The following is a 24,068-nucleotide window of genomic DNA, read 5'->3' on the forward strand; positions in this document are numbered from 1 at the left end:
TCCTACTTCCTACTTCCTACTTCCTACTGCCTACTAACCACTAACCACTGCCTACTGACCACTTTATTTCACAATCCCGACTTCGCTGAGTTTCACGAAACCACGGATTTTTTCGCCGAGACGGATTTCTGCGAAGTTACCTTGTTCGCCAACGACCTCAAAGCTCGTGCCTTCGCTGAGCGTGTTGAGCGTTTGAGACTTGTCGCTCGGGGCGCTGGTCACGTCGGCGTTGGCGGCGGTCACAACTCCAGTGATGTCCGTTTCGAGGACAATCATCTTATAGATAGCGCTTGCTCCAATGGTGCAGAGAATGACGCTCAATGCAAATACGGCTCCTGTGCAGATGTTTTTGCCGCGTTCGCCTTTCACGAATCGACGGGCGAGAATCACAAGTGCAATGGCCCAGAAGAGCACAAGGGCGATGTTCATTTGACTCTTGAGCGAAATTGCATGGTGCAAGTTCATGAGTCCTTGCAAAATCGGATTCTCTTCTTCGTCGCCTTCTTTGTCTTTGGTTTTAGTTTGGGCGTAATTCAAGTTGTGCTGGATGTCGTCGTCGCTTGGACGCAAACGGAGTGCGGACTTGTAATAGAAAATCGCGAAACCGAGTTTGCCGCTGCGGTAATAGGCGTTCCCTAAGTTGTAGTAAAGGTCTGCGTTGACCATTCCTTCATCGACGCAAGTTTTCCATTCGTCAATGGCGCGTTCAAAATCATTTTCGTTGTACGCTTTGGTGCCTGCGTCGATGCCTGCACATGTGGGGGCGGCAACGCTGGCGGTTGCCATGAGCAAAAGTGCTGCTGCGATTGTCAAAAAAATTCTATTCAGTTTCATAAAATCGTCCTTATAACTTCAGTGCCTCGCAAAGCTTTTCGACATCCGCGAGCATTTGGGACTGTTCTTCGGTCGAGGCTGTGACCGGTGCGAATCGCACGAACGAGCATTTTTCAAGCCAACTGTCGATGGCACTGATGGTCTCGTCTTTGACGTTCCGCTTTGCGAGTTCCTGCTTCATTTGCGGACGGGTCATGCCCTTGAATTCGACGTTCGTCAAGTTGCTGAGGTAGTCGATGAGTCCGTTTTCGAGTGCTGCGTAGAATGCCTTGCCGTCTCCACTCTTGAGGGCTTCGCGGGCTTTGGCGAATTTTTCCTTGAGCAACTTGTTTGCCTTGTCTTTACGGACGAGTGCCGTGTTGCTGTCGCGTTTGCGTTTTCTCGTGATGGCGAAGTTTACAACTAGGTAGAAAGGAATGGCGGCGATGAACAAAATCCAGAACAGAACGCTTCTGTGCGGTGCTGCGGTTTCGGATTTGTCCGTAACCGGGTGGATAAAGCGGATGTCGCTGCCGAGGAATTCAATTTCTTGCTTTTGAACGGCTGGCGTAGAGGATCCCGTGCCTGCAGAAACTGGCGCCTGATAAATAGGTTCAGCCGGGGCGTCGCCCTTTTCGACTTCGATAGTCCACGGGCCTGCCGAAGCGGTTTCGTATTTCTTTTTGGCGGGGTTGAACCACGAATACGTAATGGCCGGAATTTCGAAGGTTCCTTTTTTCTTCGGGTAGAGGAACACTTTTATGTTTTTCGATGTGACGACCTTGTTGCCCTTGACCTTCTTGTCGATGCTGTTTTCGGGAGGCACGGAGCGGAAATCGCTAAAGTCGGGGAGTTTCGGGTCGGTAATCGTACCCGGAGTGCCGTCGCCCTTGATGCTGATAGCGAGCGTCAACGCTTCGCCGACCTTGAGGTTTGTACGGTCGAAGTTCGCGCTAAAGCTGTAAGAACCGACCATGCCCGAAAAGTCGGCGGGCTTGCCTTCGGTCGGGAGTGGGAGGACGGTGATGGATATGGGGGGTGTGGAGGTTTCCGTTTCGATGGATTCCTGCTTGACGCTCCTGCTGGAGAACGACATGCCGCCCATCTGCTTCTTTTCTTCGACGACTTTGGGTTCGCCGAGCTTGGTGTATTTGAACTTGAACGGCGGAATTTCAAGTGTTCCGCTCTTAGTCGGGCTTAACCATGCAAATCTCGTAGTCGCCTTCATTTCGCGTCGGGTCCCTTCGACCGGCTTGAATTCCATGTTCGAAAAGTCATTGCGGTGCACGATGAAATCGTTGCCCGTGCTCATGTCGGTTGCTTGCAAGCCACCTTGGAAGTGCTCGAATGTATGGAGGCTGAGCGTGACACTAAATTGTTCGCCTTCGTAAATGGATTTTTTACTGGGGGTGAGGCTAACTGCTAATGCGTCATCATTATAAGAACGCTGCACGTTGATGGGAATTTTATTGCTGATGACGTTCGCTTCGCCGCCAATCATCCATGTGATTGTTCCGACGTCTTGCAAGCCGGTCTTTTTGGGGGCTTTGAGCTTGAATGAATAGACGCGAGCCTTGTACGCCCTGCCACCGCCACCGAAAAACGAGTTGAAAATATCGTCCATGTCTGGACGCATCACTTGATCGGCACTGTCGAGGCCGAGAAATTTGAAGTTGTTTCGGGTTTCGAGGCGGAGCGCGCCCCTGTTTTCGGGCATTTCCGGCAGCGGAACAATGAGCTGCAAATTGAAGGTCTGACCGGCTTCGATGCGGTCTTTATCGACTTGTAAAGAGGGCTTTGCGTTTAAAAGAGCTGTTAAACCGAGACATAAAAGCAAAAATCGTTTCATAGCCCATAATTTACCAATTTTGGAACATATAGACAAATCAAATTGGTGAAAAAGCCCCCGCAAAAATGCAGGGGCAAGTAAAAAATTAAGCCGGTTCTATGTCTAGCTTGCCTTCGGTGTAGCGCTTCACGATCGAGTTCAAAAGCGTCTGGTAGGGAATCCCCACCCGTTCAGCCTTTGCCTTGAACGCTTCCAAAACTCCGGGATCGAAGCTGGTTCCAACTTTTGACTTCCTGGCTTTTGTCGCCGCCCGTTTCTTGGACGCTGCAATTGCCTGGGATAGCGCCCCTGGGCCGCTGAAGGATAGCCCGTTTTTTACGGCCCACTTGTGGTCTTCCAGTTCTTGTGCTTCTGTGCGGTTTTCGAAGTAAGCCGCCTTTTTGACGGCATCCCGTTCTATTTCGTCAATTTTAGCCATTGGTTTTTCCTCAGCTTGAAAGCGGTTGTTACTGTGTTTGTTATGTAAGAGTAAACGATCTTGCAATATTTCCTAGAAATTTCAGCCAGTATTTCGATGCAGTCCTCATATTCTTTTGACTAGTAAGCCTTCACTACCGGGATTTTTTCGTCAAACAGGTCTCTTACTTCCTGTTCCGTTATCGAGCAAGAAGCCATGTGCTGTTTTGCGTGGTCGCTTATTCTTATGTTCATATCCTTGATATATGATATTATCTTGATAATGTCAAGATGCTTTTATTTCAACGAAAAAAAACAAATTTCCATTCTGTAGATATACTATGGGATTCCTTTTGCGTCTGAAAAAGTGTTTTGCGAGAGAAATCGTGTAAGGATTTTTGAAAAGATTTGCGAAATTTATATTTTTTACCCTTGAAACGTTAGTAAAATTTTATTATCATTGGCCGCGTCAAAACAAGGAGTCAAAAATATGTACTGCATTCTCGCTGCCCTCTTGATCAAAAGCTTCAAAAAGCACGTCAAGAACGCATAAACACTAAAAACTTTCTCTCTCCAAAAATGAACACGATGCCACGGAAACTCTCCGTGGCTTTGCTTTTTTTGTGTGATAGAGCAGAAGTTGCTATTCCATTTCCGTTTGGGATATGATTTTTAAAACTTTGCGAACAAGTTGATACCGGCTTGAGCGTGGAGTCCGATGAATGGCGCTATGAAGAATTGTGTTGCTTGTTTTTTGTATTTATAATAAAAATATTGTTTCTTTAATTCTTCTTGCTTTCGATTGTGACTTTTTGATTTTGCGATATCGTAAATTCCGTAAATAATCATTGGCACGCCTATGATTGCGAGTGGAATTCCGAATACTGCGGTGTTGAATTGTTCGTTGTCATCAAATGTTGCGGACTTGTAGATGGCGATGCCTCCTCCGATAGTTAAGGGAATCCCAAAACCGAGTAGAATTTGACCTGTTGTTGCGGAAGCTTTGCTCTGTTCTTGGAAAATCATGCGTTCATAGATTTCTGTAGAATCTATTTCTGTTTTTTGTATGCGGTAATTAAAATCGTAGAGGTTTTCATTGTCTTCTGCAAATATGAGTTCAAATAAAAAGCTTGTTAGCAATAAAATTTTTTTCAGCGAAAACATAGCTTTGGCAAAATAAAAAATTATGGATATGATAAAGTTTAGAATGTCTAGAGATTGTCTTTATGTCGGCATGGACGAAATGTCCAAAAAGTTATCGAAATATATATTAAAATCCCTTGACGTGTTAGTAAAAGTTTTTTAATATTGGCCGCGTCAAAAATAAAGGAGTCTAAATGTACTGCATTCTCGCCGCCCTCTTGATCAAAAGCTTTAAGAAGAACACCAAGCGTGCTTAACTTTTAGTGAAAAACGATTAAGAATTATGGAAAACGGTCTCGGAATAACCGAGCCTTTTTTTATTTGCTTGTTTTTTTACATGATGACAATAAAAAAATAGAGTTATATTTGAAGCATGCGATATGGTGATTTAACTTCTTTTCAAACCGGCGTAGCCGTTCCCCTTTTCAGTCTTCACAGCAAACACAGCATTGGCATTGGCGAATTTCTGGATTTGATTCCGTTTGCCCAGTGGTCCAAGTTTTGCGGATTCAATATCATTCAGCTTTTGCCTGTAAACGATACCGGCTCGGAGTCCAGTCCTTACAGTGCCCGCAGCGCGTTTGCTTTGAATCCTGTCTTTATCAACGTCCAGTCTGTGACCGGGGCTTCGAAGTTTGAAACAGAAATTGAAAACGCCCGCGAACAGTTTGCAGATATCAAGCGTGTCGATTATTACCGCATTACCACGTGGAAACGTTCGATTCTCCGCAAAATTTTTGATTCTCGCTACGACGAACTCAAGACTTCAAAGAAACTTCTTGCTTGGATTGACAAGAACTCGTGGGTCAAGTCCTACTGCGTTTATTGCACGCTCAAGTCCCAGAATAACGAAGCGAGCTGGAAGGATTGGAAAAAGTATCAGAACCCTTCCGCTGCCGATGTCGATAAACTTTGGATGAAGAATTATAGGGACGTGCTTTTCCAGGCATGGATGCAATATACGGCAGAAGGGCAGTTTACCGCAGCCGTGAACGAGGTGTCCAAGCTCGGTCTTCGCCTTAAAGGTGACGTGCCTATTCTCATTAACGAAGACAGTGCGGATGTCTGGTTCGACCGCAAGTATTTCTCGCTGGATGACCGTGCCGGCGCTCCTCCTGACATGTTCAGCTATGGCGGTCAGAACTGGGGATTCCCGACGTACCGCTGGGACGTTCTTGAGGCAGATGATTTTGGCTGGTGGCGTCGCCGTTTAGCTCAGGCGAGCAAGTTCTACCACGCTTACCGCATTGACCATGTGCTCGGTTTCTTCCGCATTTGGGCGATTCCGGAGCAAGAAGTGACTGGTATTCTTGGCAGGTTCCAGCCGTCGATTCCGCTCACGTGGGATGTGCTCCGTGATGCCGGCTTCTGTCGCGAAACGCTTGAATATTTGCGTCGTCCGAATTTCTCTGTAGAACAGTTGCGCGAATTCCTCGGCAACGAAACGGACAGGCTTGTATCTTTGTATTTTGAAAATTTGCCGGGAAAGTTCGACCGCTTTGTCGTCAAGCCGGAATTTCTGTCCGAAAAAGCCATTGTCGCTTTGGATGAACCGCAGGAAGTCAAGGATTCCATGCTTCGCGTCTATTGGAATCGCGTGTTCATCCCGACCGGTGACGAAAATACGTTCTATCCTTACTGGTACTGGTACAACCAGCCGGTGCTCTTTACGCTTCCGCAGAATGAACAGCAGAAACTTCATGAATTGATTGGGCAGAACGAACAAGCTCAAAACGCACTCTGGGAACAGAATGCGATGAAGCTTTTGTCTGTACTTGCGAATGAAACGGATATGCTTGTTTGTGCCGAAGACCTGGGCGCCGTGCCGCCGTGCGTGCCGTCCGTGCTCAAGAAGCTCAACATCATGTCGCTTCGCATTGAGCGCTGGGCCCGCGATTGGAACGTTCCGTATTCGCCGTATTACAGCATGGAAGACTATCCGCGTCTTTCTGTTTGCACCACGAGCTGCCACGATACATCGACGTTGCGCGGTCTCTGGGAAGAAAGCGATTTCGATAAGGCGTTCTACTGGTCGCATGCGCAGTTGCCGGGCGTTGCCCCCGAAAAGCTTTCTCCGTCTGTAGTGCGCGACATTCTTTCGCATGTGTTTACTGCAAATAGCTTGTTCTGCATTCCGCCAATCCAGGATTACTTTGCGCTTTCCGCTTCGCTTTCTGTAGAAGACCCGAAGGAAGAACGCGTCAATATTCCGGGAACTGTCGGAGGCAACAACTGGACGTACCGTACGCCGTGCAGTGTAGAAGACTTGCTTGCGAATGCTGGCTTGATTCTGGATATCGCAAAGCTTGTCGATGAACGAAAGAACCGTGCTCTGTGGAAGATTTAGCGCTTCGCGAGTTTAGACGTGCTGCAACTTTTTAAGACGATACGTTCTTTTTGCTTTGTCACCCCGGATTTATTCCGGGGTCTCCATACTCAGTATGAAATGGCGATGCCGGAACGGGGTCCGGCATGACAGCTTTGGCGAACATTCCGAATTGGGTTAAAGACGCTATTTTCTATCAGATTTTCCCGGACCGCTTTTGCCGTTCAGGGCGTTACAAGGCTGTCGGGAAATTTGTAGAGTGGGGGAGCAAGCCGACTCGCGAAAACATGTTCGGCGGGAACCTTGCGGGGATTATTGACAAACTAGATTATATCGCGTCGTTGGGCGTGAATGCAATTTATTTATGCCCGATATTCAAGAGCAATTCCAATCACCGTTACCATACGGTCGATTACTTTGAAATAGACCCGGTGCTGGGGACGCTCAAGGATTTCGATAAGCTTGTTCGCAAAGCGCATGCACTTGGACTTCGCGTGATTCTGGATGGCGTGTTCAATCATTGCTCGCGTGGATTTTTCCAGTTCAACAGCTTGATGGAACTGGGCAAGAATTCTCCTTACGTGGATTGGTTCCATGTTCACGGCTGGCCGCTCCATGCGTATTCGGGCAAGCCCAATTACGATTGCTGGTGGGGCTACCCCGCGCTTCCGAAATTCAATACCGACAATCCCGACGTTCGCGAGTTCTTGTTTTCGGTGGGCGAGTACTGGATGAAGCGTGGCATTGATGGCTGGCGCCTCGATGTGCCGAACGAAATTGACGATGACAGTTTTTGGCAAGAGTTCCGTCGCCGTATCAAGGCGATTAATCCAGAGGCGTACATTGTTGGCGAGATTTGGGACGAGCCTTCGCGATGGCTGCAAGGCGACCAGTTTGACGGCGTGATGAATTATCCGTTGCGTCGTGCGGTTTTGGCGTATCTCTTTGAAGAAAAGCCGATTGATTTGGCCGAGTTCGCGAAGCGCTTGCGTGATGCGTTCCCCGAAGGCCGTTTTGGCGTGCCTATGAACTTGCTCGGGAGTCACGATACGATTCGCTTGGAGTCGCTCCCGTGCAGCAACTTGCAGCGGGTGAAACTTGCGTTATCGATTCTGTTCTTTTTGCCGGGCGCCCCGTGTATCTATTACGGCGATGAAATTGGCATGGAAGGCGGCAAGGATCCCGACAACCGCAGGTCTTTCCCGTGGGATAAATTGTCAGAAGGGCAGAACAAGCCTATATATAGTTACGTGAAGGAATTGATAGAGCTTCGCAACAAAAATCGCGTGCTTCGCGATGGCTCGCTTGAAATTTTGTACAACGTTGGACGGTTGGAGCTTGTCCGAACTTTGGGCAAGAAGAAAATGACGCTGAGTGTTTCGATGGCGACTCCGGACCCCGTGTTTGAAATTTGTTGAGTGGGGTATAGGTGTTAGGTTTTAGGTAAATAATCGCGGCTTCGCCGCCTGTAATATACTCATTGCTCACAGATGTAATAAGGGAGAATGTAAAGAGGATTACTAGTTACAGGGATACCATTCCACTTAATGATAGTCTTCGAAGATTTCCATGGAGTAGGATATCCGCTAGAGATTTTTGTAGATATTGATAAAGATGGCAAACGGGCTGAAAATGATGACGATTCTGACAATGATTCTATAAAAGATGGGGATGAAGATTTAAACCATAATGGAATCGTCGATATAGGGGAAACGGACCCTTATCATAATGATAATACGGATTCTACTGAAAATGAAATTCCCGAAAATGTTATCATTTATGCTTCAGATTTTGTAAGAATTAATGATGAAGTTCGGCTGTATGATGAATTTGTCAAATCCAATGATACGTCGTGTACAGAACTGTGTGGCGTTGTAGCTGAATCAAAGGATGGAATATCTATCATTGTTGGCGCTAAGGCTAGAGTTGGAAATGTTTTTTCCAAGGGGCAAGTTTGGGTTCGAAACAAGGGGTCTGTAGGGATTGTTCGTTATTACGGAATGCCTCAGGAGTACAAAATAATTTTACAGAGTATATCGTCTATAAATGAATATTATGAAGGACTAACGGACTTTAATCTTGAAGAAAGTCAATGGCCGTATCATATTCCCGAATTTACGGCAAAGGCTGTAAATACAAATGCTGAAAAAATTGTAAGAGCTGGTGAATGTGACACGTTGAAAGGTGTTGCTTCGTTTAAAACAGTCAAGGTAGAAGCTGGTGGCAAACTTTATTTTGACGAAGGCGAATTTACCGTGAATAATTTACAGTTAGATGCGGGGGCGACTATAGATTTTGTAAAGCCCGGTTTTTCGACGGTTTTACATGTCAATGAGAAAATTCAATGGAATGCTGCTACTGAAAATGAAAATAAATCTATCATTGCAAGGGGATTAAAGTTATATTATTATGGTAGTGAGCGATTCTTTGTTCATGGAGCTTGGGCGGGGACAATTATTGCTCCTAATGCACAACTAGTACTGGGGCAAACACAAAATAAAGAAATATATGGTCAATTTTATGGGAAGAGCATTGTTGTTCATCAATATTCCAAGGTTTACCGAGTTCCATTCAACCCGCAAAAATCAACTACATCCAACACGCTGCTTGATGTTGCTTGGTTAGGAGTGCTAAAATGAAAAAGTCACTTATTTTACTGATTGTGTTAGCCTCAATGGTATGGGCGGAAATTAAAATAGAAATGCCCGTTCGTATAGAATTTATTCCTAATGAATTATTTGATTTTGATAAGATGAAAGATTGTAGTAAATATGGTTATAGGTTTGATGGTGTTGTGCATCCGTCCGTTTTGGATTCAAATGTTTTGTACGGATGGGTTGATGATGATGTTGATGTTGAATTCTATGTCCTTTCTGGAGCTACTCATTCATGGAGAGAAGTCTTTGAAGATGTTTTCTCCCATTATCAAAAATGTGGCGGAATTGTAGCAGATGATTCTACATATAAAGATATATTTACAACAATTGATTCAGTGCTAGTTCCTGAAATTGAAAAATATTTGCAAAGTAATGGAAAGTACTCAAAGGCTCTTATTTTGGATTATTCTCAGGGAATTATGCTTGATTGGAATGTAGGGGGAGGGCCTGATTTTGAATTATGGAAAAACGCATTAGACTCAGTCAATGCTCGCAATGCTGCCATTTCAAGTTTCGATCCGGGCAAATACAAACTCGAAACAATCCGCGTGCAGAACCATCAATTGACAGTTTCTCCGAAATTGATTGGCCGCAAGTTCGTGTTATTCGATGTTAATGGTCACGAACTCCGTCGCGGAATGCTGCAAAACAACGTGCATCTCCCCGCATACCCCACCGTCATCAAAATCCAAGGCTTTGGAACACGGTTGTTGAAGTGAATTTATAGTAAACGACAAAAGTAAATTCTCATAAAAAGCTGACCCCGCAACGATGTGCGGGGTGACAAAAAGTAAATGACGTTTTGCTTCTGTCACTCTGGAGTAATGCAATGGTTGGTGTGCTTGTCGAACCATTGAATCTATGGCATTGGATCCATTCGACTTCGCCTTACAGGCTCCTTCGTGGCTATTCGCCACTCAGGATGACGTTGTTGACGTCATGCCGGACTTGTTCCGGCATCAGTGTTTTCCAAAATCCTAAAAAAATTGAAGCTTTTCTTATGTTTTAAAGTAAATTATTGGATGAGACTTGTCTTCCAACACGTCGCTTGGTTAGGAGTGCTAAAATGAAAAAGTTGTTTGTTCTGTTGCTTGTTTTTGCTGCAATTGCATGGGCGGAAATCAAAATAGAAATGCCTGTTCGTATAGAATGGCTTCCAAGAGAATGGTTTGATGAGGCGGATTTTGATTTTGACGATGAATGGAACGAGTTTTGTGCTGAATTAGATAAGTCAGGTTGCCAAATATATGAGGATATTTTGTGTCCGACAGTTTTGGATTCAAACATTTTATATGGATGGCCTAATTACAAAGGAACAGTAGAATTTTATGTTCTTACTGGGGCGACGCATTCATGGAGGGAGGTCTTTGAGAATGAGTTAAATCATTATAGAAAATGTGGCATGATGGCAACCGATGATTCATCTTATAATTCTTTGCTAGAAAAGATTGATTCTGTACTGGTTCCTGAAATTGAAAAATATTTGCAAAGTAATGGAATGTACTCAAAGGCTCTTATTTTTGATTATTCTCAAGGAGTTATGCCTGGTTGGAGAAGTCCTGGCCCAAACTATGATTTTATTGAAGATGCTTTAGACTCCGTCAAAGCTCGCAATGCTGCCATTTCACAACTTGCACGGAGCGTTTTCCGCTTTGAATCCGTTCGCGTGCAAAACCATCAATTAATTGTGTCTCCGAAATTGCTTGGTCGTCAGTTTATGTTGTTCGATGTCAATGGCCATGAACTCCGCCGTGGAACTCTGCAAAACAACATGCTGCTCCCTGCTTACCCGACCGTCATCAAAATCCAAGGCTTCGGAACGCGGTTGTTGAAGTGAATTTATAGTAAATGACAAAAGTAAATTCTCATAAAAAGTTGACCCCGCAACGATGTGCGGGGGGACAACTCTTTTACGTCATTCATTCTGTCACTCGGAGCAACGCGGTGATGTTGATCTCCCGTCTTTGCACTTCGTGCTAAAAGCTAGGCTCAATCGTGGAAAAAAACTTGTTTTTTGTCACGATATTCGCTTTACTCATTTATCGTCTCTCGTCTAAAAACACGCTTTTCCGGCTACATTCCTAACCACTAACCACCAACCACTTCCTACTTCCCCCCCCTTTTTCCACTCAATTCTCTCGTCTTTCGTCTTTCGTCTTTCGTCTAAATTTCTATCTTTGTGCCGCAACTAGTATGTTTAATGCCTTTTAAGGGATTACAAATGAATAAACATAAATTCGGCATGCGAGAGTTGATTATTCTCGCCGTCATTATTCTATCGGCCTACTCTGTATGGCCGTCTATTCAGGTTCACTCCAAGAAGGGAGAGGCGAAGCAGGCATTCCTCAAAGAAAATCCGAAGCTCGGCGCAAGCTCCATCAACTTCGGTTTGGACCTTGCCGGTGGTACCAGCATTACGCTCCAGATTGATCAGTCCGGCCTCAAGGAAGGCGACGACATTAAGGATATTCAGGCCCAGTCTCTCGAAATCATCCGTAACCGTGTGGACCAATACGGTCTTTCTGAACCGCAGATTTCCCCGACCGGCGACGACCGCATTGTCGTTGAACTGGCTGGTGTGGATGACTCCACGGCAAAGGCTCTCGTGGGTTCTACGGCAAAGCTTGAATTCAAGATTCTTGCCGAATCTGAAAAGTTTACGCAGGTTGTAAGCCTCATCGACGGCTACCTCACTCGTCAGACGACTGACATTGTTGCTGATTCTGCTGTGACGGATTCTGTGAAGAAGGATTCTTCCAAGAAGGAAACTTTGTCGGACGAAGAACTTCTCGCTGGTGGCGTGGCTAAGGCTGAAACCGCTGAAAAGAAGGATTCCGCAGTTGCTGAAACTGAGGCCGCTCCGGCAGACGTGGTTGGACAGCCGCTTTCTTCTTTCTTTATTTCCTTCGGCAATGGCGGTTTCATTGCTGAAGAAAGCGTCGAAAAGGTGAAGAAGCTCCTCGAAGCGGAAGGTGTCCAGAAGCTCATTCCGCGTGATGTCGCTTTTGCTTTCGGTAGCGGTCTCGAAAAGCTCCGCCGCGATTCCAAGGTCAAGGCCAAGCGTCTTTACCTCCTCAAGCGCCGTGCCGAAATGGGCGGTGACGATATTACGGATGCTCGCCCGTACCGCGTGAGCGACGGTGTCAGCGCCGGTGAAGTGGCCGTGAACCTCCGCTTCGGTGGCATCGGTCCTAAGAAGTTCTCCGCTGTGACGGCTGCCAACGTCGGCAAGCAGATGGCTATCGTTCTTGACAACCAGGTCATTTCTGCTCCGGTCATCCGTGACCGTATCCCGAACGGCGAAGCCCAGATTACCGGTCTCGAAGACATGGCCGAAGCTAACCGTCTCGCTGTCGTTTTGAAGGCTGGCGCCCTCAAGGCTCCGATGCAGATTATCGAAAGCCGTACCGTCGGTGCTACTCTCGGTGAAGAAAACATTGCTCAGGGCTTCGGCTCCGGTGCAATCGGTCTCTTGATCTGCTTGGTGTTCATGGTCGCTTACTACCGCCTGGGCGGCTTCATCGCTAGCATCGGCGTGATGATTAACGCTCTCGTGACTGCCGCCGTGATGTCTGTGTTTAACGCAACGCTTACGTTGCCGGGTATCGCTGGCTTCATCCTCGTTGTCGGTATGTCTCTCGACGCGAACGTGATTATTTATGAACGTATCCGTGAAGAACTCAAGAACGGTCTCACCGCTCGTGCCGCTGTCGCGAAGGGTTACGAACGTGCTTTCAGCGCCATCTTGGACTCCAACTTGACGACAGTTCTTACTGGTCTTATTTTGTACAAAATCGGTACGGGCTCTGTCAAGGGTTTCGGTCTTACGCTTACCATCGGTATCCTCACGTCCCTCTTCTGCGCTATTACGGTTTCCCGTGCGGTTTTCGATTGGAGACTTGCCAAGCGCGACAGGACGACGCTCTCTATCGGTTCTGGCTTCAAGGCTTTGAATAATGCGAACCTCCCGCTTATGAAGAACCGCGTCAAGTTCAAGGCTCTCTCTTGGATTTTGATTATCGCTAGTATCGCTTGCATCGCTGTGAAGGGCTTCGATTTCAGTATCGACTTCACGGGTGGTCAGGTCTATACTATCCAGTATCAGGATAGCGAAAAGCACGAAGCTGATTTGAACAGGGCTTTGAGCAAGGCTGGTATCCAGGGTGCTCGCGTCCGTTCTCTCGGCGGTACGTCTGCCAACTCTTACCAGATTAGCGTTCGCGGCGACGATACGAGCTTTGAACTTGCTATGGCCAAGGCTTTCGAAGCCTCTAACCAGAAGTGCCAAATTGTTGCAAAGGATGCCGTGGGTCCGACTATCGGTAAGGAACTCCGCTTCAATGCTATTTTGTCTGTGATTATCGCATGGCTCTGCATCGCCCTCTATGTGTGGGTCCGATTCGGTAAACTCGGTCTCGGTTTCGGTGTTGCGTCTGTGCTTGGCCTTATTCACGATACCATCATTACACTTGGCTTCATCTCGGCATTCAGTCTCTCCTTCGACGGTGCCTTGATTGCTTCGCTCCTCACGATGATTGGTTACTCCGTGAACGATACCATCGTGAACTTCGACCGCATTCGTGAAAATACCGCTTTGTTCGGTTCTGCCAACTACGAACGTACAATCAATAGCTCTTTGAACCAGTGCTTCAGCCGTACGGTGATTACCTCCCTCACGACGCTCTTCGTTTGCGTGGTGCTCGCTGTTAAGGGTGGTTCCTCCATTCGCGACTTCGGTCTCGTTCAGTGCTTCGGTATCCTTATCGGTACTTACTCTTCTGTGTGCGTCTGCTCTCCGATCGTTCTCTGGTGGAGCAAGAAGTTCAAGAAGGGTGTGTAATTAGACTATAGAACGGGCCTTCGGCCCTATAGACTAAAGACGAAAGAGAAATTGCCTCGGCATAAGTGCCGGGGCTTTTCTGTTGCTATTATCTTCTTTTTTTAATAGAATTTTTTCATCTTTCGTCTTTCGTCTTTCGTCTAATTTTCTATATTGACTCCGTTCGATAAAGGGGGCGCTTATGCTCAAGTATTACAAGATCGAATCCGGTCGTCTCTCCGTAGCTCCGAGCGAGGAAGCTGCTGATATTGTCATGATGGGTTCTTTGAGCCAGGAACAGCGTAGCGTCCTTGTCAAGGAATATGAGATTACTGAACATACGATAGCTTCTGCATTCGACTCCGACGAACTTTCCCGTATCGAATACGACGATGATTTTACGACCATCGTGTTCAAGAAACCCAAGAATTACTCTGCCGAGGACAATTTCCAGTTCCGCGTGGAATCTTTTGGCATTTTCATTTTCAAGGATTGGGTTTTGCTCCTCACGGACAGCGATATCCCGGTGATGGACGAACGCAAGTTTTCGAAGATTGATAGCTTGAATACGTTCGTGCTTCGCGTTTTGAGTTATGCGATTTCACATTTCAATGAACACTTGAAGATTATGAATCGCATCAACGACGACTTGGAACAGCGACTCAACACGTCGATGGAAAACAAGTATTTGCTCTCGATGTTCAGCTTGAACAAGGGTTTGATTTACTACGTGAGCGCTCTCAACAGCAACGATACGCTGCTTCGCAAGTTGCAACTGGGCCGCAGCCTCAACTGGACCGAAGCCGAACGCGAACTCCTCGAAGATATCCAGATTGAAAACGGGCAGAGCTTGCAACAGGCTAACATTTACGCCAACATTTTGACATCCATGATGGATGCCCGTGCAAGCGTCATCAACAACAACGTGAACCAACTGATGAAGAACCTCACCATCGTGACGATTTCCATATCGCTCCCGACGTTTTTCGCGAGTTTGTTCGGCATGAACGTAAAATTGCCATTCGGCATGAACGGCGATGCGACGGTCGGTTCGCCAATCGCATTCTGGATTATTATCGTTATCTGCTTCTTGTCCGTGTTTGCTTTCTTGCTCGTCTGGATGCGGAAGAAATAATTTTAGCACAGACTATAAAAAAATCCCACCGATGGTGGGAATGTAATATAGAGAATAACTCAACTCGAAAATTGGAATTATAATTTTATATCGCTCAAACGCGTACTTTCAACGCGGTCGAATTCCAGCTGAATTTCTGCAGATGGTTCTTTGGTGCAAAGGCTCACGATAACAATCGTCACAAAGGAAAGAATAAAGCCCGGCACAAGTTCGTAAATCTGGAAGATTTCAGCGGAGAAACTTGAGAGGTAGAATTTCCAGACAAACGTCGTGATGCCGCCGACAAGCATTCCGCTAATAGCGCCAGCAAGCGTCGTGCGTTTCCAGAAGAGTGCGAGCAACATAATCGGGCCAAACGTTGCGCCGAAGCCGCCCCAAGCAAAGCTCACGAGGCTCATCACCACGTCGAGGAAACTCTTGCCTTGCTTTACGCCGTCTGCACTCGGAGCGCCCTGCATCGCGACAATCACGGCGATAAGCGTAATGAGAACGACAACGCCACGGCTCACCCACATCACTTCCTTGTTGCTTGCGTTTTTGCGGAACAAGTGCTTGTACAAGTCGTTGCTAAAAGCGGACGCAGACACGAGAAGTTGCGAGTCCGAAGTACTCATAATCGCGGCAAGAATGGCTGCCATGAGAATTGCGGCAATGACCGGGTGGCAAAGCGTCTGACACAGAATCATGAAGATGCGTTCCGGGTCGTCAACAGTAATGCCGTGTGCAGTCACATAGTAGCGGCCAAGGAGAGCAATCATAACGACCGCACCCAAGCAAATCGTCACCCAAGTCATTGCAATGCGGCGGGAATCTTTGATTTCTTCGGCATTCTTGATAGACATGAATCGCACGAGAATATGCGGCATGCCAAAGTAGCCAAGGCCCCACGAGAGGCTAGAAATCAACGCGATAAGCCCAATGGACTTACCCGTTGTCGCGTTTGTGAAAAGGCTCATCAAGTACGGATTCTGGGCGTTCACCGCATCCATCGTCGGAGCAAAACCGCCCGAGCCGCTCATGATCATCATCGGAATCACAAGCACCGCAATCAGCATCATCGAGGCCTGGATAAAGTCCGTCCAGCACACCGCAAAGAAACCGCCCATGAACGTGTAACTCACCACCACGACCGCACCGAGGATGAGGCCCGTCGTGTAGCTCATGCCAAAAATCGTCCCGAACAACTTAGCGCAGGCGACAAAGCCCGACACCGTGTAGAACAAGAAAAATGCGAGAATGAAAATCGAAGCGATAACGCGGATGATTCCCTTGTTGTCGCGAAAACGGTTCGAGAAAAAGTCCGGAAGCGTAATCGAATCGCCGCAGAAATGGCTGTATTTGCGGAGCCTGCGCCCTACAATTTTCCAGTTCAGATAAGTACCGACGACAAGGCCAATGCCAATCCAAGCTTCGGAAAATCCGCTGACAAAAATAGCCCCCGGAAGGCCCATCAAAAGCCAGCCGCTCATGTCAGACGCTTGAGCGGACATCGCGACTACCCACTTGTTCATGCCGCGGTTGCCGAGGTAGTAGGCGTTCAGGCTGTTCGCCTTTTTAGAGAAGTATGCCCCGATGCCAAGCATCATCAGCAGATAAAGGATAAAGACTGCTATCGTCATGTGACCTCCGAATTGTTTTTATAAAATTATAGTAAACGACATTAAAGTTTTCCTATTAAAGTCTGTCATGCTGGATTTATTCCGGCATCAGTTATTCCAATTGAGATATCTAAAATTCGCGGAGCTGTCGATTATAGACGATACGTTTGCCCTTCACGCCGTCTGTTGCACAAACATGATCCACTGGCGGCTTGAGCAAATTCGCGACGAGATGCGCAGCGACAGTTTCTGCACGCACAGGGCGGAAATGCGCCGGAATCCATTCCGGATGCAATCCGAAAAATTTTTGCATCAGTTCTTCGCCAAAACGTTTGTCCTTGTGCTTGCCCAAGAGTAGCGACGGGCGCACAAGCGTGAGACTCTCGAAGCCAATCATCGTGAGGCCTTCTTCGAGTTGGCCTTTCAAACGATTGTAGAAGAACGGCGAATGCGAATTCGCCCCCATGGCGCTGATACAAATAAAATGCTTTACGCCTTGACGCTTCGCCAAAGCGGCAAGCGTGAGCGGCAAGCGTAAATCGATTTTTTCTTGATTGGCCTTGCTCCCCGCCTGCTTGAGAGTCGTTCCCAAACAACAGATTACAGCATCGCAACCAACGAAGTTCGAACAAACGCTTGATTGCTGCTGTTCTTCGGGCCGCGAATTCAACAGAGCGTCAAAATCAACGGGGTCAAACACGAACTTCGACGCCCCCTGCAACACGCCCATCGCAGCTATATCGGGAACCGCACGGACTGGGCAATAAACGCTCTCGGCTTCGTCCAGCTGAGCTAACAGTTGGACGACATTTTTACCGACAAGTCCAGTAGAGCCAAGGAGCGTGACTTTCATTAAAGTTCTTCGACTTCTTCGCTCATGACCATCCAGCCCACATCGGCACCACGGACCGGAAGGGCCGTGACGGCACCAGCTTCATCGACGATCACCGCTATGCCAGACAAGTAATTGACCCAATGGAACGGACTCTGATAAATTCTCAAGTCAACGGTCCTATTCGATACAAATACAATGAGCGGCTCAACAAGCATGTCATGGCTTACTAGAACGCTCACACGTTTCCATTTAGAAATGTTTGCAACAATGACTTCGTTCAAGAACTGATTACCACGCGGATAAAATTCATGGAAATAAGTCTCAACCACAGGGATTACAGCGGCTGGAACTTTACCCGTAAAAGGAACTCCATAAGCATACAAGGCGATATACTTCGGATTGCCACCCTTCTTTGATACAACAGAATCCAGCGTACTACTGGGCACTGTCAAGAAATAACTACCATTGATGCCTTCGTCCCAAGTGACAACCTCGGCACCCGTTTCACCGCGACCAATGGCAATGTTTTCGCAAGTCAAACGAGTACGGTCAAAATCTGTCGAAGCATAATAGAACGGTTCATCGCCCACAAGCTTTGCACCAAGCGTCTGCGCCATCTGGATTCCAATCGGAGTCAGCTGAGATTGTTTACCCATATTTTTCTTTTCGCGCTTGGAATGGCGAATCACAAAAGCAATCTTGCTCGTCTTGGGCACAGCCTTATAGACATCGCCCATGTCATAGAAACCGTCTGCATCCGGAGTAAGAGCAAGCGCTCCCGGAGTGTTCGAAAAAGTAAAGGTTCCACTTTGCGCCACGGCAGAACTTGCAGGAACAACCGCCGCAGACGAACTTTCCGGAACAGGCGGATTGACATCCGTTGCACTAGATGCCGGAGTTGACGTAGCAGAAGAAGGAGCGCTGGACGCGACACTAGTCGGAATACTTTCGCTAGAAGAAAGACCCACCGGCGGATTTTGTTGCTGAGCGACGCTCGAAGACGAAACCGCGCCGACCGGAGCCACAACCGGAGACGAGGAATCATCACCGCAACCGGCAAAAAAACAAAGCCCGGCAAAAAGGGCACTGACTAAATACTTGGCAGAAAATTTTTTCATTCTAAAATTCCTTAATGACTATCAATTGAAATTTAAATTATTCCCTAAAATTTTCACGTAAAAGTTTCATAAACACCTGTAATAAGCACAAAAAAAACAGACTTTTACAGATACGCAAGAGCGTTTAGCCTTGAAAAAACGCTTTTTCGCCCCAAGCTCCGCAAAACTATTTATATTTGACACATCACATTTTTAATGAGGCTGGATGTTATCTAGTAAATATTGGTTCATTGTTTAGTGCCTTGGAAGACGAATGTTTTCAAGGCGGTCTTCCAAGGTGATTGTGCCTTTTCACACAAAAATTTTGGAGATAAACAATGAAAAAATACAATATCCGCACGGAACAACCGCGCGACTTTAAAATCGTCGAAAATCTCACCCGAGAAGCATTCTGGAACGTTTATCGTCCCGGCTGCGTGGAGCATTTTGTCCTCCACCATTACAGGAACAACCCCGACTTTGTCCCGGAACTCTCGCTCGTCATGGAAGTTGACGGACAAATTATCGGACACGTGATGTACGCGTGGTCGAAAATCGACGCCGACGACGGACGCAAAATCCGCATGATGACCTTCGGGCCCATCAGCATCCACCCCGACTACAAGCGGCAAGGCTACGGCAAAGCGCTGCTCGACTATTCCATGGAAATCGCACGCAAGATGGGAGGCGGTTGCCTGCTCATCGTCGGAAACATCGGATTCTACGGCAAGAGCGGATTCGTCCCCGCCTACACCAAAGGAATCCGCTACACCGACGACCCGAACAGCGACGCGCCGTACTTCTTGTGCAAGGAACTCGACGAGGGGTTCTTGGACGGAGTGTCTGGCTCGTACAAAGACCCCGAGGGCTACTTCGTGACCGAACGAATGCCCGAAGAATTCGAGAAGTACGAAGCAAGCTTTCCACCTAAGGAAAAGCTAGTGCTTCCCGGACAACTGTAACAACAAAGGCAGCTTGCAAAATGCGGGCTGCCCTTTTTTTCATTTTCTTCAAATTACGTCATTATTTGTCGCAGTAAAAGTTTAATTTTAGGATATAACAAAAAAAGAGAGTGAATTATGAAAAAAGATTACTTCAAAAACGTTTTAAACGGGTTGGGTAAAACAACCTCGAAAAAGCAAATCGGGCTAAATTTTATCACGCTCAAAAGCTACGAATACTGGATTCGTCTGCTAAAGATTTCCAAGAAATATCCCGATGCCGACGACAGCATCGGCGTGCTCCCCAAAGAAAACGCATCCCATATTCTAAATGGCATTACTGCACATTTTGAACAATTAAACAGGGAAGAAGACTTACAGCCTAAAGCAAAGAAAAGGAGAGTGCGCAGAAATACGAACCCATTGGACGAAGCTTTCCACGGCAATGATGATGAAGATAAAGACAAGTCGGAATCCTACCGCGATCGTAAAATAGCAGTCTATAAAATTCGCGAAGCCATCAAGATTTGCGGTTCCAGCGAAGATATTAAAAACGTAACACGCAACACGCTTGTTGGCGAAGATATTTTCAACGGCCCTGCTCAGAAACTGTTTTTTGATGGAATCACCGAGGAACTCTTGAACATACTCAATGAAGGCAGCGATATCAACGATCCGTACATGAAACGGCTGGATATCGTGCAGAAAGCGTTCCATCTGGACAATGTCGAAATGGAAATTCTCATATTCTCATGGATTTTCTTTAACAAAGACACTTGTGATCCGCTTCGCGATATCGTCCATGTTCATAGATGCAGAGACAATAATTTCACCCAGACTTTTACGATGCTCTTCCCTGATTTGAAAATCGAAAAAGCCCTTTCGAACAAAGCGACCCTCAAACGGATGGGACTTCTCGACAACGATCTCGACATTTCAAATCGAATCGGGCTCTTTTTGGATGGAGCGTCCGGCGACGACCTTGATTCACTTTATTTCAGAGTTTACAAAGGCCCTTCCGTTCCTTATAACAGACTGAGCAACAACAACCCGAAAGTTGAAATGGCATTCAACTTGATCAAATACGTGCAGCCGGGGCAAGGGCTCAACATTTTCCTGTACGGAGTCGAAGGAACTGGCAAAACAGAACTTGCAAAGGCCATTGCCAAAGAACTCAAACGTCCGCTAGTACTCACCAACATCAGCATCGACGGAGTCCATCGAGAAAGCAAAGAGAACTCCACCCTATCAGAACGCATGGGGAGCATTCTGTTTGCAGCCACCAAGTACCAGAACAAGCAAGCGATTCTCCTGGTCGATGAAGCCGACGTCATCTTGAACTACTGCGAAAAAGGGGCACTCAACTTTTTCTTGGAACAAATTAAACTTCCCGTCATTTGGATTTCGAACGAAATCAGGCTTATCGAAAATAGCACACTCCGCAGGTTCGATTATTCCATCAAATTCGAAAGGCTTGATTCCGACAAACGACTGCAAATTTGGGAGTCGGTCATCAAAACGCAGGGTGCAAAGAAAATGCTTTCGCCCGAAACCGTGAAACAATTGGCATCGGAACTTTCGATTACCGCAGGCGGCATCACACAAGCCATTACAGGGGCAAAGTATTTGCTAGAAGCAGGCTGCGACATTTCAGCCGAAAAAGCGGTACGCATCATCGCCGAATCACAATCCGAATTGCTTTCATTGCGTCGCGAGTACGTCAAGCGTGATAGCGAATCGCACGCACCCAATTACATGCTAGACGCATTGAACATCGACTGCGACATGAACAAAGTCATGAAAGTCATCAACGCATTTGACGGTAAATGGAAAAACATGCAAGACAGAGACCGCCCCGAGTCTTTGAACATTCTATTCTACGGAGCACCAGGCACCGGCAAGACAGAGCTCGCAAAGCATATCGCAAGGTCGCTGAACCGCAAACTCATCATCAAACGTGCAAGTGAAATTTTAAACTGCTTCGTCGGCGAAACAGAACAAAATATTCGGAAAATGTTCCGCGAAGCCGAAGAAAAGAAAGCCATCCTCTTCTTGGACGAAGCCGACAGCTTTTTACAGGAACGCGGCGGAGCCGAACACAGCTGGGAAGTAACGCAAGTGAACGAACTCCTGACGCAAATGGAAAACTTCAAAGGCATCTTCATCGCGGCGACAAACTTCAACAGCAATTTGGACTCAGCTTCACGCAGACGATTCGCATTGAAGATAAAGTTCAACTACTTGCAGCCAGAGGGAATCGAAAAAGTATGGAATGCATTTTTCCCAAAAGTCGAATGCCCACAGGCTGCATGCGAACTGAAATCACTTGCACCGGGCGACTTCAACGCCGTCTATAGCACGTTCCGCTATTATGACGAAAACGAAATCACCGCCGAAAACATTTTACAGGCGTTGCTCCACGAAATCGAATGCAAGGACACCCGCGAAGGACGCAGAATGGGGCTGTAAAATCGGCTCACCGCCAAAAGGCTGTCTTTTTGATGCAAAAAGTACGTTATGCGGGCGGGGCCCCAGCTCAGAGTTGCGAAGGCCGCACGGGCCCCTCCCTGCACCCTCCCCATCCTTGGCCGACGCTTCCATTCTCACGACGAACAAACGTTTTCCTCAATTTATTCAACTATTGCTCTCGCGTTGTTTAGACCTATGCATAAAAGAGTCTATAAATTTTGTTTTTTATCTATTAATTAAAAAAGAGCCAAGCGAAAAAACTCGACGCACCACATAAAGGCAGCACTTTTGACCCTATATTGCAAATATACAAAAAGGTAAACATCATGAGTAACACAACATTGACTTTCGACATGATTAAAACATACCAATACGGTTGCAATATCTCTTACGGTTTCGTCTTTGGCCGAGACCGTCAAAAAATCTTCCTGATAAAAACAGGGCTAGACGGCATAATCAACGGTTATCAGAACAAATACCTGAAACTCGCTTGCGAATTGCGAGACAAGTACGGCTTTTCGGTTGTTTGTGCTTCCACGCCCTCATCTGACATTGACCAAATGGCTCAATTCGCCGAAATCGTCAAATCGGAATTTAACATCTCCAAAGCAACCAAAATTTATTTCATGGGAATGTCGAAAGGAGCGTCAATCGGATGCCTGAAGCACGCGTCTTTTCCGCAGATTAGCCGTTTTTTGTTAATCAATCCGCCCCTCATGATCAACACGACAAAACTATGCCGACGAGCTCAGGAATTCACGGGCGAAATGATGACATTCGTTTTCGGGAGCCTCGACCCATCGGCACATTTGGCCGGCCTCCTCAAATTGCACGAACGCGAAAACATCCGCGTTGCCATCGTTCCCGGGCAAGACCACAATTTTTCAAAAGACGGGTTTGAACTACTGAATTTGTTGCAATCAACCGTTTTACGAACAAGCCCCCGCATAAAAACATTTATTCATGGTTCGGTATCAGCAGAATTGCCCAACTTTGTCAAGTCCATTCTTGATTTATCCATCGAAAACGGTGACGAAATCCTCGTTGGCGATGACGACGGCATAGACATTCTCGTGCAAAAGCATCTTGCATCAAAACGTTACAACAACGTAACCATTTATTGCAAAGGCATTTTTCCGCAAAACAACTTCGTGGCTTCGGCAAAAATCCGATCGTGTGCAGGAGCAACCCAAGGACTCCCCGATGACGCAGTCCGCGTCGTGCATAAAAAACAGATGGCAGACGATTGCGACCAAGCTTTTTGGATTTCGGACGACAACGTCCATTTGCATTGGGACGGAATAAATAAAGCCGTTGCAGAAAACATCAACCGTTTTGAGAAAATGAATATGCCAATTTCAGTGTCAATAGGATCGTGCAAAGACATATTCACCCCAATATTCATAACGCATGTTGATTATTCCCCGATAGTCCATCACATTGAAGATGAAGACTAACGGATTTAAAGAAAATGGAGATATCATCCCAACATGAAGTGCATTTTTTGCACATCAAGATTTCTTGCGACTTAAATTTACTCCCGTCACTTGAGGTCAAAATTTTGACCTCAAGGTCTTCTGTGATTCAAAACATCATTTTCGACATTTAAGTCACTGCAGTTTCAATAACTAGCCTACAGGCATGAATAGTCGCGTCAAAAGAAACATCCCTCGCAAAAGAAGATTTCTTTGCATAATTCGCCCAACGAGAACGAAGAATACTATTACTTGCGATTTGCTCTATAATTTCCGTAGCACTATATTTACTAAATGTAGTTTTTCGATACCCACAAGTCTCTTCAAAAGCTTTTTTCAAATATTCCTTGTCAATATTATCCCACTGCAGCCGCCTTATAATGTAAATATCGTAAAAATCCTTACAGCGACTATTCAGAATACCACGGGCAAGAATGGTCTGCAATTTTTCTGCGATGACCGTTTCCAAATTTGCGTGTACACCTTTTTCCTTTGAAAGATTGTTGATTCATGCC

General features: G+C 46.5%; 18 protein-coding genes. 10 read left to right on the plus strand and 8 right to left on the minus strand.

All coding sequences use genetic code 11. The annotated features are described in order from the left end of the window. Nucleotides 1-63 precede the first annotated feature (63 nt). From IKG78_RS02190 to IKG78_RS02205, 4 genes are all read right to left on the minus strand, one after another. A complete protein-coding gene (locus tag IKG78_RS02190) occupies nt 64-834 on the minus strand; it encodes a tetratricopeptide repeat protein (protein WP_290938695.1) in 771 nt (256 codons plus the stop codon). A 10-nt stretch (nt 835-844) separates the two neighbouring features. Continuing rightward, the gene (locus tag IKG78_RS02195) at nt 845-2,662 is read right to left on the minus strand and encodes a BatD family protein (protein WP_290938696.1); all 1,818 of its coding nucleotides are present in this window, start codon (nt 2,660-2,662) and stop codon (nt 845-847) included. Nucleotides 2,663-2,747: 85 nt separating this feature from the next. Next, a complete protein-coding gene (locus tag IKG78_RS02200) occupies nt 2,748-3,080 on the minus strand; it encodes a BrnA antitoxin family protein (protein ID WP_290938698.1) in 333 nt (110 codons plus the stop codon). 650 nt (nt 3,081-3,730) lie between these two features. Continuing rightward, entirely contained in the window at nt 3,731-4,222 is a 492-nt protein-coding gene (locus IKG78_RS02205) for a hypothetical protein (protein ID WP_290938700.1), read from the minus strand. Between the two features lie 352 nt (nt 4,223-4,574). Between IKG78_RS02205 and IKG78_RS02210 the strand changes: the two genes are divergently transcribed. The 7 genes from IKG78_RS02210 to IKG78_RS02240 all read left to right on the plus strand — a co-directional run bounded on the left by IKG78_RS02210 (nt 4,575) and on the right by IKG78_RS02240 (nt 15,138). After that, entirely contained in the window at nt 4,575-6,548 is a 1,974-nt protein-coding gene (locus IKG78_RS02210) for a 4-alpha-glucanotransferase (protein ID WP_290938702.1), read from the plus strand. A gap of 125 nt (nt 6,549-6,673) precedes the next feature. Next, complete coding sequence (locus tag IKG78_RS02215) at nt 6,674-7,945, plus strand: glycoside hydrolase family 13 protein (protein ID WP_290938704.1); 1,272 nt, start codon at nt 6,674-6,676, stop codon at nt 7,943-7,945. A gap of 129 nt (nt 7,946-8,074) precedes the next feature. Then, nucleotides 8,075-9,166 (plus strand): hypothetical protein, encoded by a 1,092-nt coding sequence (locus tag IKG78_RS02220; RefSeq protein WP_290938707.1) that lies wholly within the window; start codon nt 8,075-8,077, stop codon nt 9,164-9,166. Next, the gene (locus IKG78_RS02225; protein WP_290938709.1) at nt 9,163-9,903 is read left to right on the plus strand and encodes a hypothetical protein; all 741 of its coding nucleotides are present in this window, start codon (nt 9,163-9,165) and stop codon (nt 9,901-9,903) included. The genes IKG78_RS02220 and IKG78_RS02225 overlap by 4 nt, the downstream gene beginning before the upstream one ends. A 347-nt stretch (nt 9,904-10,250) precedes the next feature. Continuing rightward, nucleotides 10,251-11,021, plus strand: a complete 771-nt coding sequence (locus tag IKG78_RS02230) for a hypothetical protein (RefSeq protein ID WP_290938711.1) — start codon at nt 10,251-10,253, stop codon at nt 11,019-11,021. A 384-nt stretch (nt 11,022-11,405) separates the two neighbouring features. Continuing rightward, nucleotides 11,406-14,024 carry a protein translocase subunit SecD gene (secD, locus tag IKG78_RS02235; protein ID WP_290938713.1) on the plus strand — a complete coding sequence of 873 codons (2,619 nt, stop codon included), beginning with the start codon at nt 11,406-11,408 and terminating at the stop codon, nt 14,022-14,024. Nucleotides 14,025-14,205: 181 nt separating this feature from the next. Continuing rightward, nucleotides 14,206-15,138 carry a magnesium transporter CorA family protein gene (locus tag IKG78_RS02240; protein ID WP_290938715.1) on the plus strand — a complete coding sequence of 311 codons (933 nt, stop codon included), beginning with the start codon at nt 14,206-14,208 and terminating at the stop codon, nt 15,136-15,138. A 77-nt stretch (nt 15,139-15,215) separates the two neighbouring features. Here the strand turns inward: IKG78_RS02240 and putP are convergent, their stop codons facing one another. The 3 genes from putP to IKG78_RS02255 form a co-directional block, all read right to left on the minus strand. Next, nucleotides 15,216-16,757 (minus strand): sodium/proline symporter PutP, encoded by a 1,542-nt coding sequence (putP, locus tag IKG78_RS02245; RefSeq protein WP_290938717.1) that lies wholly within the window; start codon nt 16,755-16,757, stop codon nt 15,216-15,218. A 109-nt stretch (nt 16,758-16,866) separates the two neighbouring features. Further along, nucleotides 16,867-17,589 (minus strand): NAD(P)H-binding protein, encoded by a 723-nt coding sequence (locus IKG78_RS02250; RefSeq protein WP_290938719.1) that lies wholly within the window; start codon nt 17,587-17,589, stop codon nt 16,867-16,869. Beyond that, entirely contained in the window at nt 17,589-18,689 is a 1,101-nt protein-coding gene (locus IKG78_RS02255; protein ID WP_290938721.1) for a histidine phosphatase family protein, read from the minus strand. Before IKG78_RS02255 ends, IKG78_RS02250 begins: the two co-directional genes overlap by 1 nt. Before the next feature lie 317 nt (nt 18,690-19,006). Between IKG78_RS02255 and IKG78_RS02260 the strand changes: the two genes are divergently transcribed. The 3 genes from IKG78_RS02260 (at nt 19,007) to IKG78_RS02270 (ending at nt 23,535) form a co-directional block, all read left to right on the plus strand. Beyond that, nucleotides 19,007-19,630, plus strand: a complete 624-nt coding sequence (locus IKG78_RS02260) for an N-acetyltransferase (RefSeq protein WP_290938723.1) — start codon at nt 19,007-19,009, stop codon at nt 19,628-19,630. A gap of 117 nt (nt 19,631-19,747) precedes the next feature. Then, on the plus strand, nt 19,748-22,078 hold the full coding sequence (locus IKG78_RS02265) for an AAA family ATPase (RefSeq protein ID WP_290938725.1): 2,331 nt from the start codon (nt 19,748-19,750) through the stop codon (nt 22,076-22,078). Nucleotides 22,079-22,404: 326 nt separating this feature from the next. Further along, nucleotides 22,405-23,535: a hypothetical protein gene (locus IKG78_RS02270; RefSeq protein ID WP_290938727.1), complete on the plus strand. Its 1,131-nt coding sequence runs from the start codon at nt 22,405-22,407 to the stop codon at nt 23,533-23,535. A gap of 148 nt (nt 23,536-23,683) precedes the next feature. Here the strand turns inward: IKG78_RS02270 and IKG78_RS02275 are convergent, their stop codons facing one another. Beyond that, the gene (locus IKG78_RS02275) at nt 23,684-24,022 is read right to left on the minus strand and encodes a nucleotidyl transferase AbiEii/AbiGii toxin family protein (RefSeq protein ID WP_290938729.1); all 339 of its coding nucleotides are present in this window, start codon (nt 24,020-24,022) and stop codon (nt 23,684-23,686) included. Between the last annotated feature and the right edge of the window lie 46 nt (nt 24,023-24,068).

This window comes from Fibrobacter sp. (assembly GCF_017545445.1).
Lineage (GTDB): Bacteria > Fibrobacterota > Fibrobacteria > Fibrobacterales > Fibrobacteraceae > Fibrobacter.

Excerpts from the sequence above, each read along its gene's own strand:
- IKG78_RS02230 (WP_290938711.1), top strand. The coding sequence starts at position 10,251 with ATGAAAAAGTTGTTTGTTCTGTTGCTTGTTTTTGCTGCAATTGCATGG.
- IKG78_RS02200 (WP_290938698.1), bottom strand. The coding sequence starts at position 3,080 with ATGGCTAAAATTGACGAAATAGAACGGGATGCCGTCAAAAAGGCGGCT.
- IKG78_RS02215 (WP_290938704.1), top strand. The coding sequence starts at position 6,674 with ATGACAGCTTTGGCGAACATTCCGAATTGGGTTAAAGACGCTATTTTC.
- secD (WP_290938713.1), top strand. The coding sequence starts at position 11,406 with ATGAATAAACATAAATTCGGCATGCGAGAGTTGATTATTCTCGCCGTC.
- IKG78_RS02250 (WP_290938719.1), bottom strand. The coding sequence starts at position 17,589 with ATGAAAGTCACGCTCCTTGGCTCTACTGGACTTGTCGGTAAAAATGTC.
- IKG78_RS02220 (WP_290938707.1), top strand. The coding sequence starts at position 8,075 with ATGATAGTCTTCGAAGATTTCCATGGAGTAGGATATCCGCTAGAGATT.
- IKG78_RS02240 (WP_290938715.1), top strand. The coding sequence starts at position 14,206 with ATGCTCAAGTATTACAAGATCGAATCCGGTCGTCTCTCCGTAGCTCCG.
- IKG78_RS02255 (WP_290938721.1), bottom strand. The coding sequence starts at position 18,689 with ATGAAAAAATTTTCTGCCAAGTATTTAGTCAGTGCCCTTTTTGCCGGG.
- IKG78_RS02260 (WP_290938723.1), top strand. The coding sequence starts at position 19,007 with ATGAAAAAATACAATATCCGCACGGAACAACCGCGCGACTTTAAAATC.
- IKG78_RS02205 (WP_290938700.1), bottom strand. The coding sequence starts at position 4,222 with ATGTTTTCGCTGAAAAAAATTTTATTGCTAACAAGCTTTTTATTTGAA.
- IKG78_RS02210 (WP_290938702.1), top strand. The coding sequence starts at position 4,575 with ATGCGATATGGTGATTTAACTTCTTTTCAAACCGGCGTAGCCGTTCCC.
- IKG78_RS02265 (WP_290938725.1), top strand. The coding sequence starts at position 19,748 with ATGAAAAAAGATTACTTCAAAAACGTTTTAAACGGGTTGGGTAAAACA.
- IKG78_RS02195 (WP_290938696.1), bottom strand. The coding sequence starts at position 2,662 with ATGAAACGATTTTTGCTTTTATGTCTCGGTTTAACAGCTCTTTTAAAC.
- IKG78_RS02270 (WP_290938727.1), top strand. The coding sequence starts at position 22,405 with ATGAGTAACACAACATTGACTTTCGACATGATTAAAACATACCAATAC.
- putP (WP_290938717.1), bottom strand. The coding sequence starts at position 16,757 with ATGACGATAGCAGTCTTTATCCTTTATCTGCTGATGATGCTTGGCATC.
- IKG78_RS02190 (WP_290938695.1), bottom strand. The coding sequence starts at position 834 with ATGAAACTGAATAGAATTTTTTTGACAATCGCAGCAGCACTTTTGCTC.
- IKG78_RS02225 (WP_290938709.1), top strand. The coding sequence starts at position 9,163 with ATGAAAAAGTCACTTATTTTACTGATTGTGTTAGCCTCAATGGTATGG.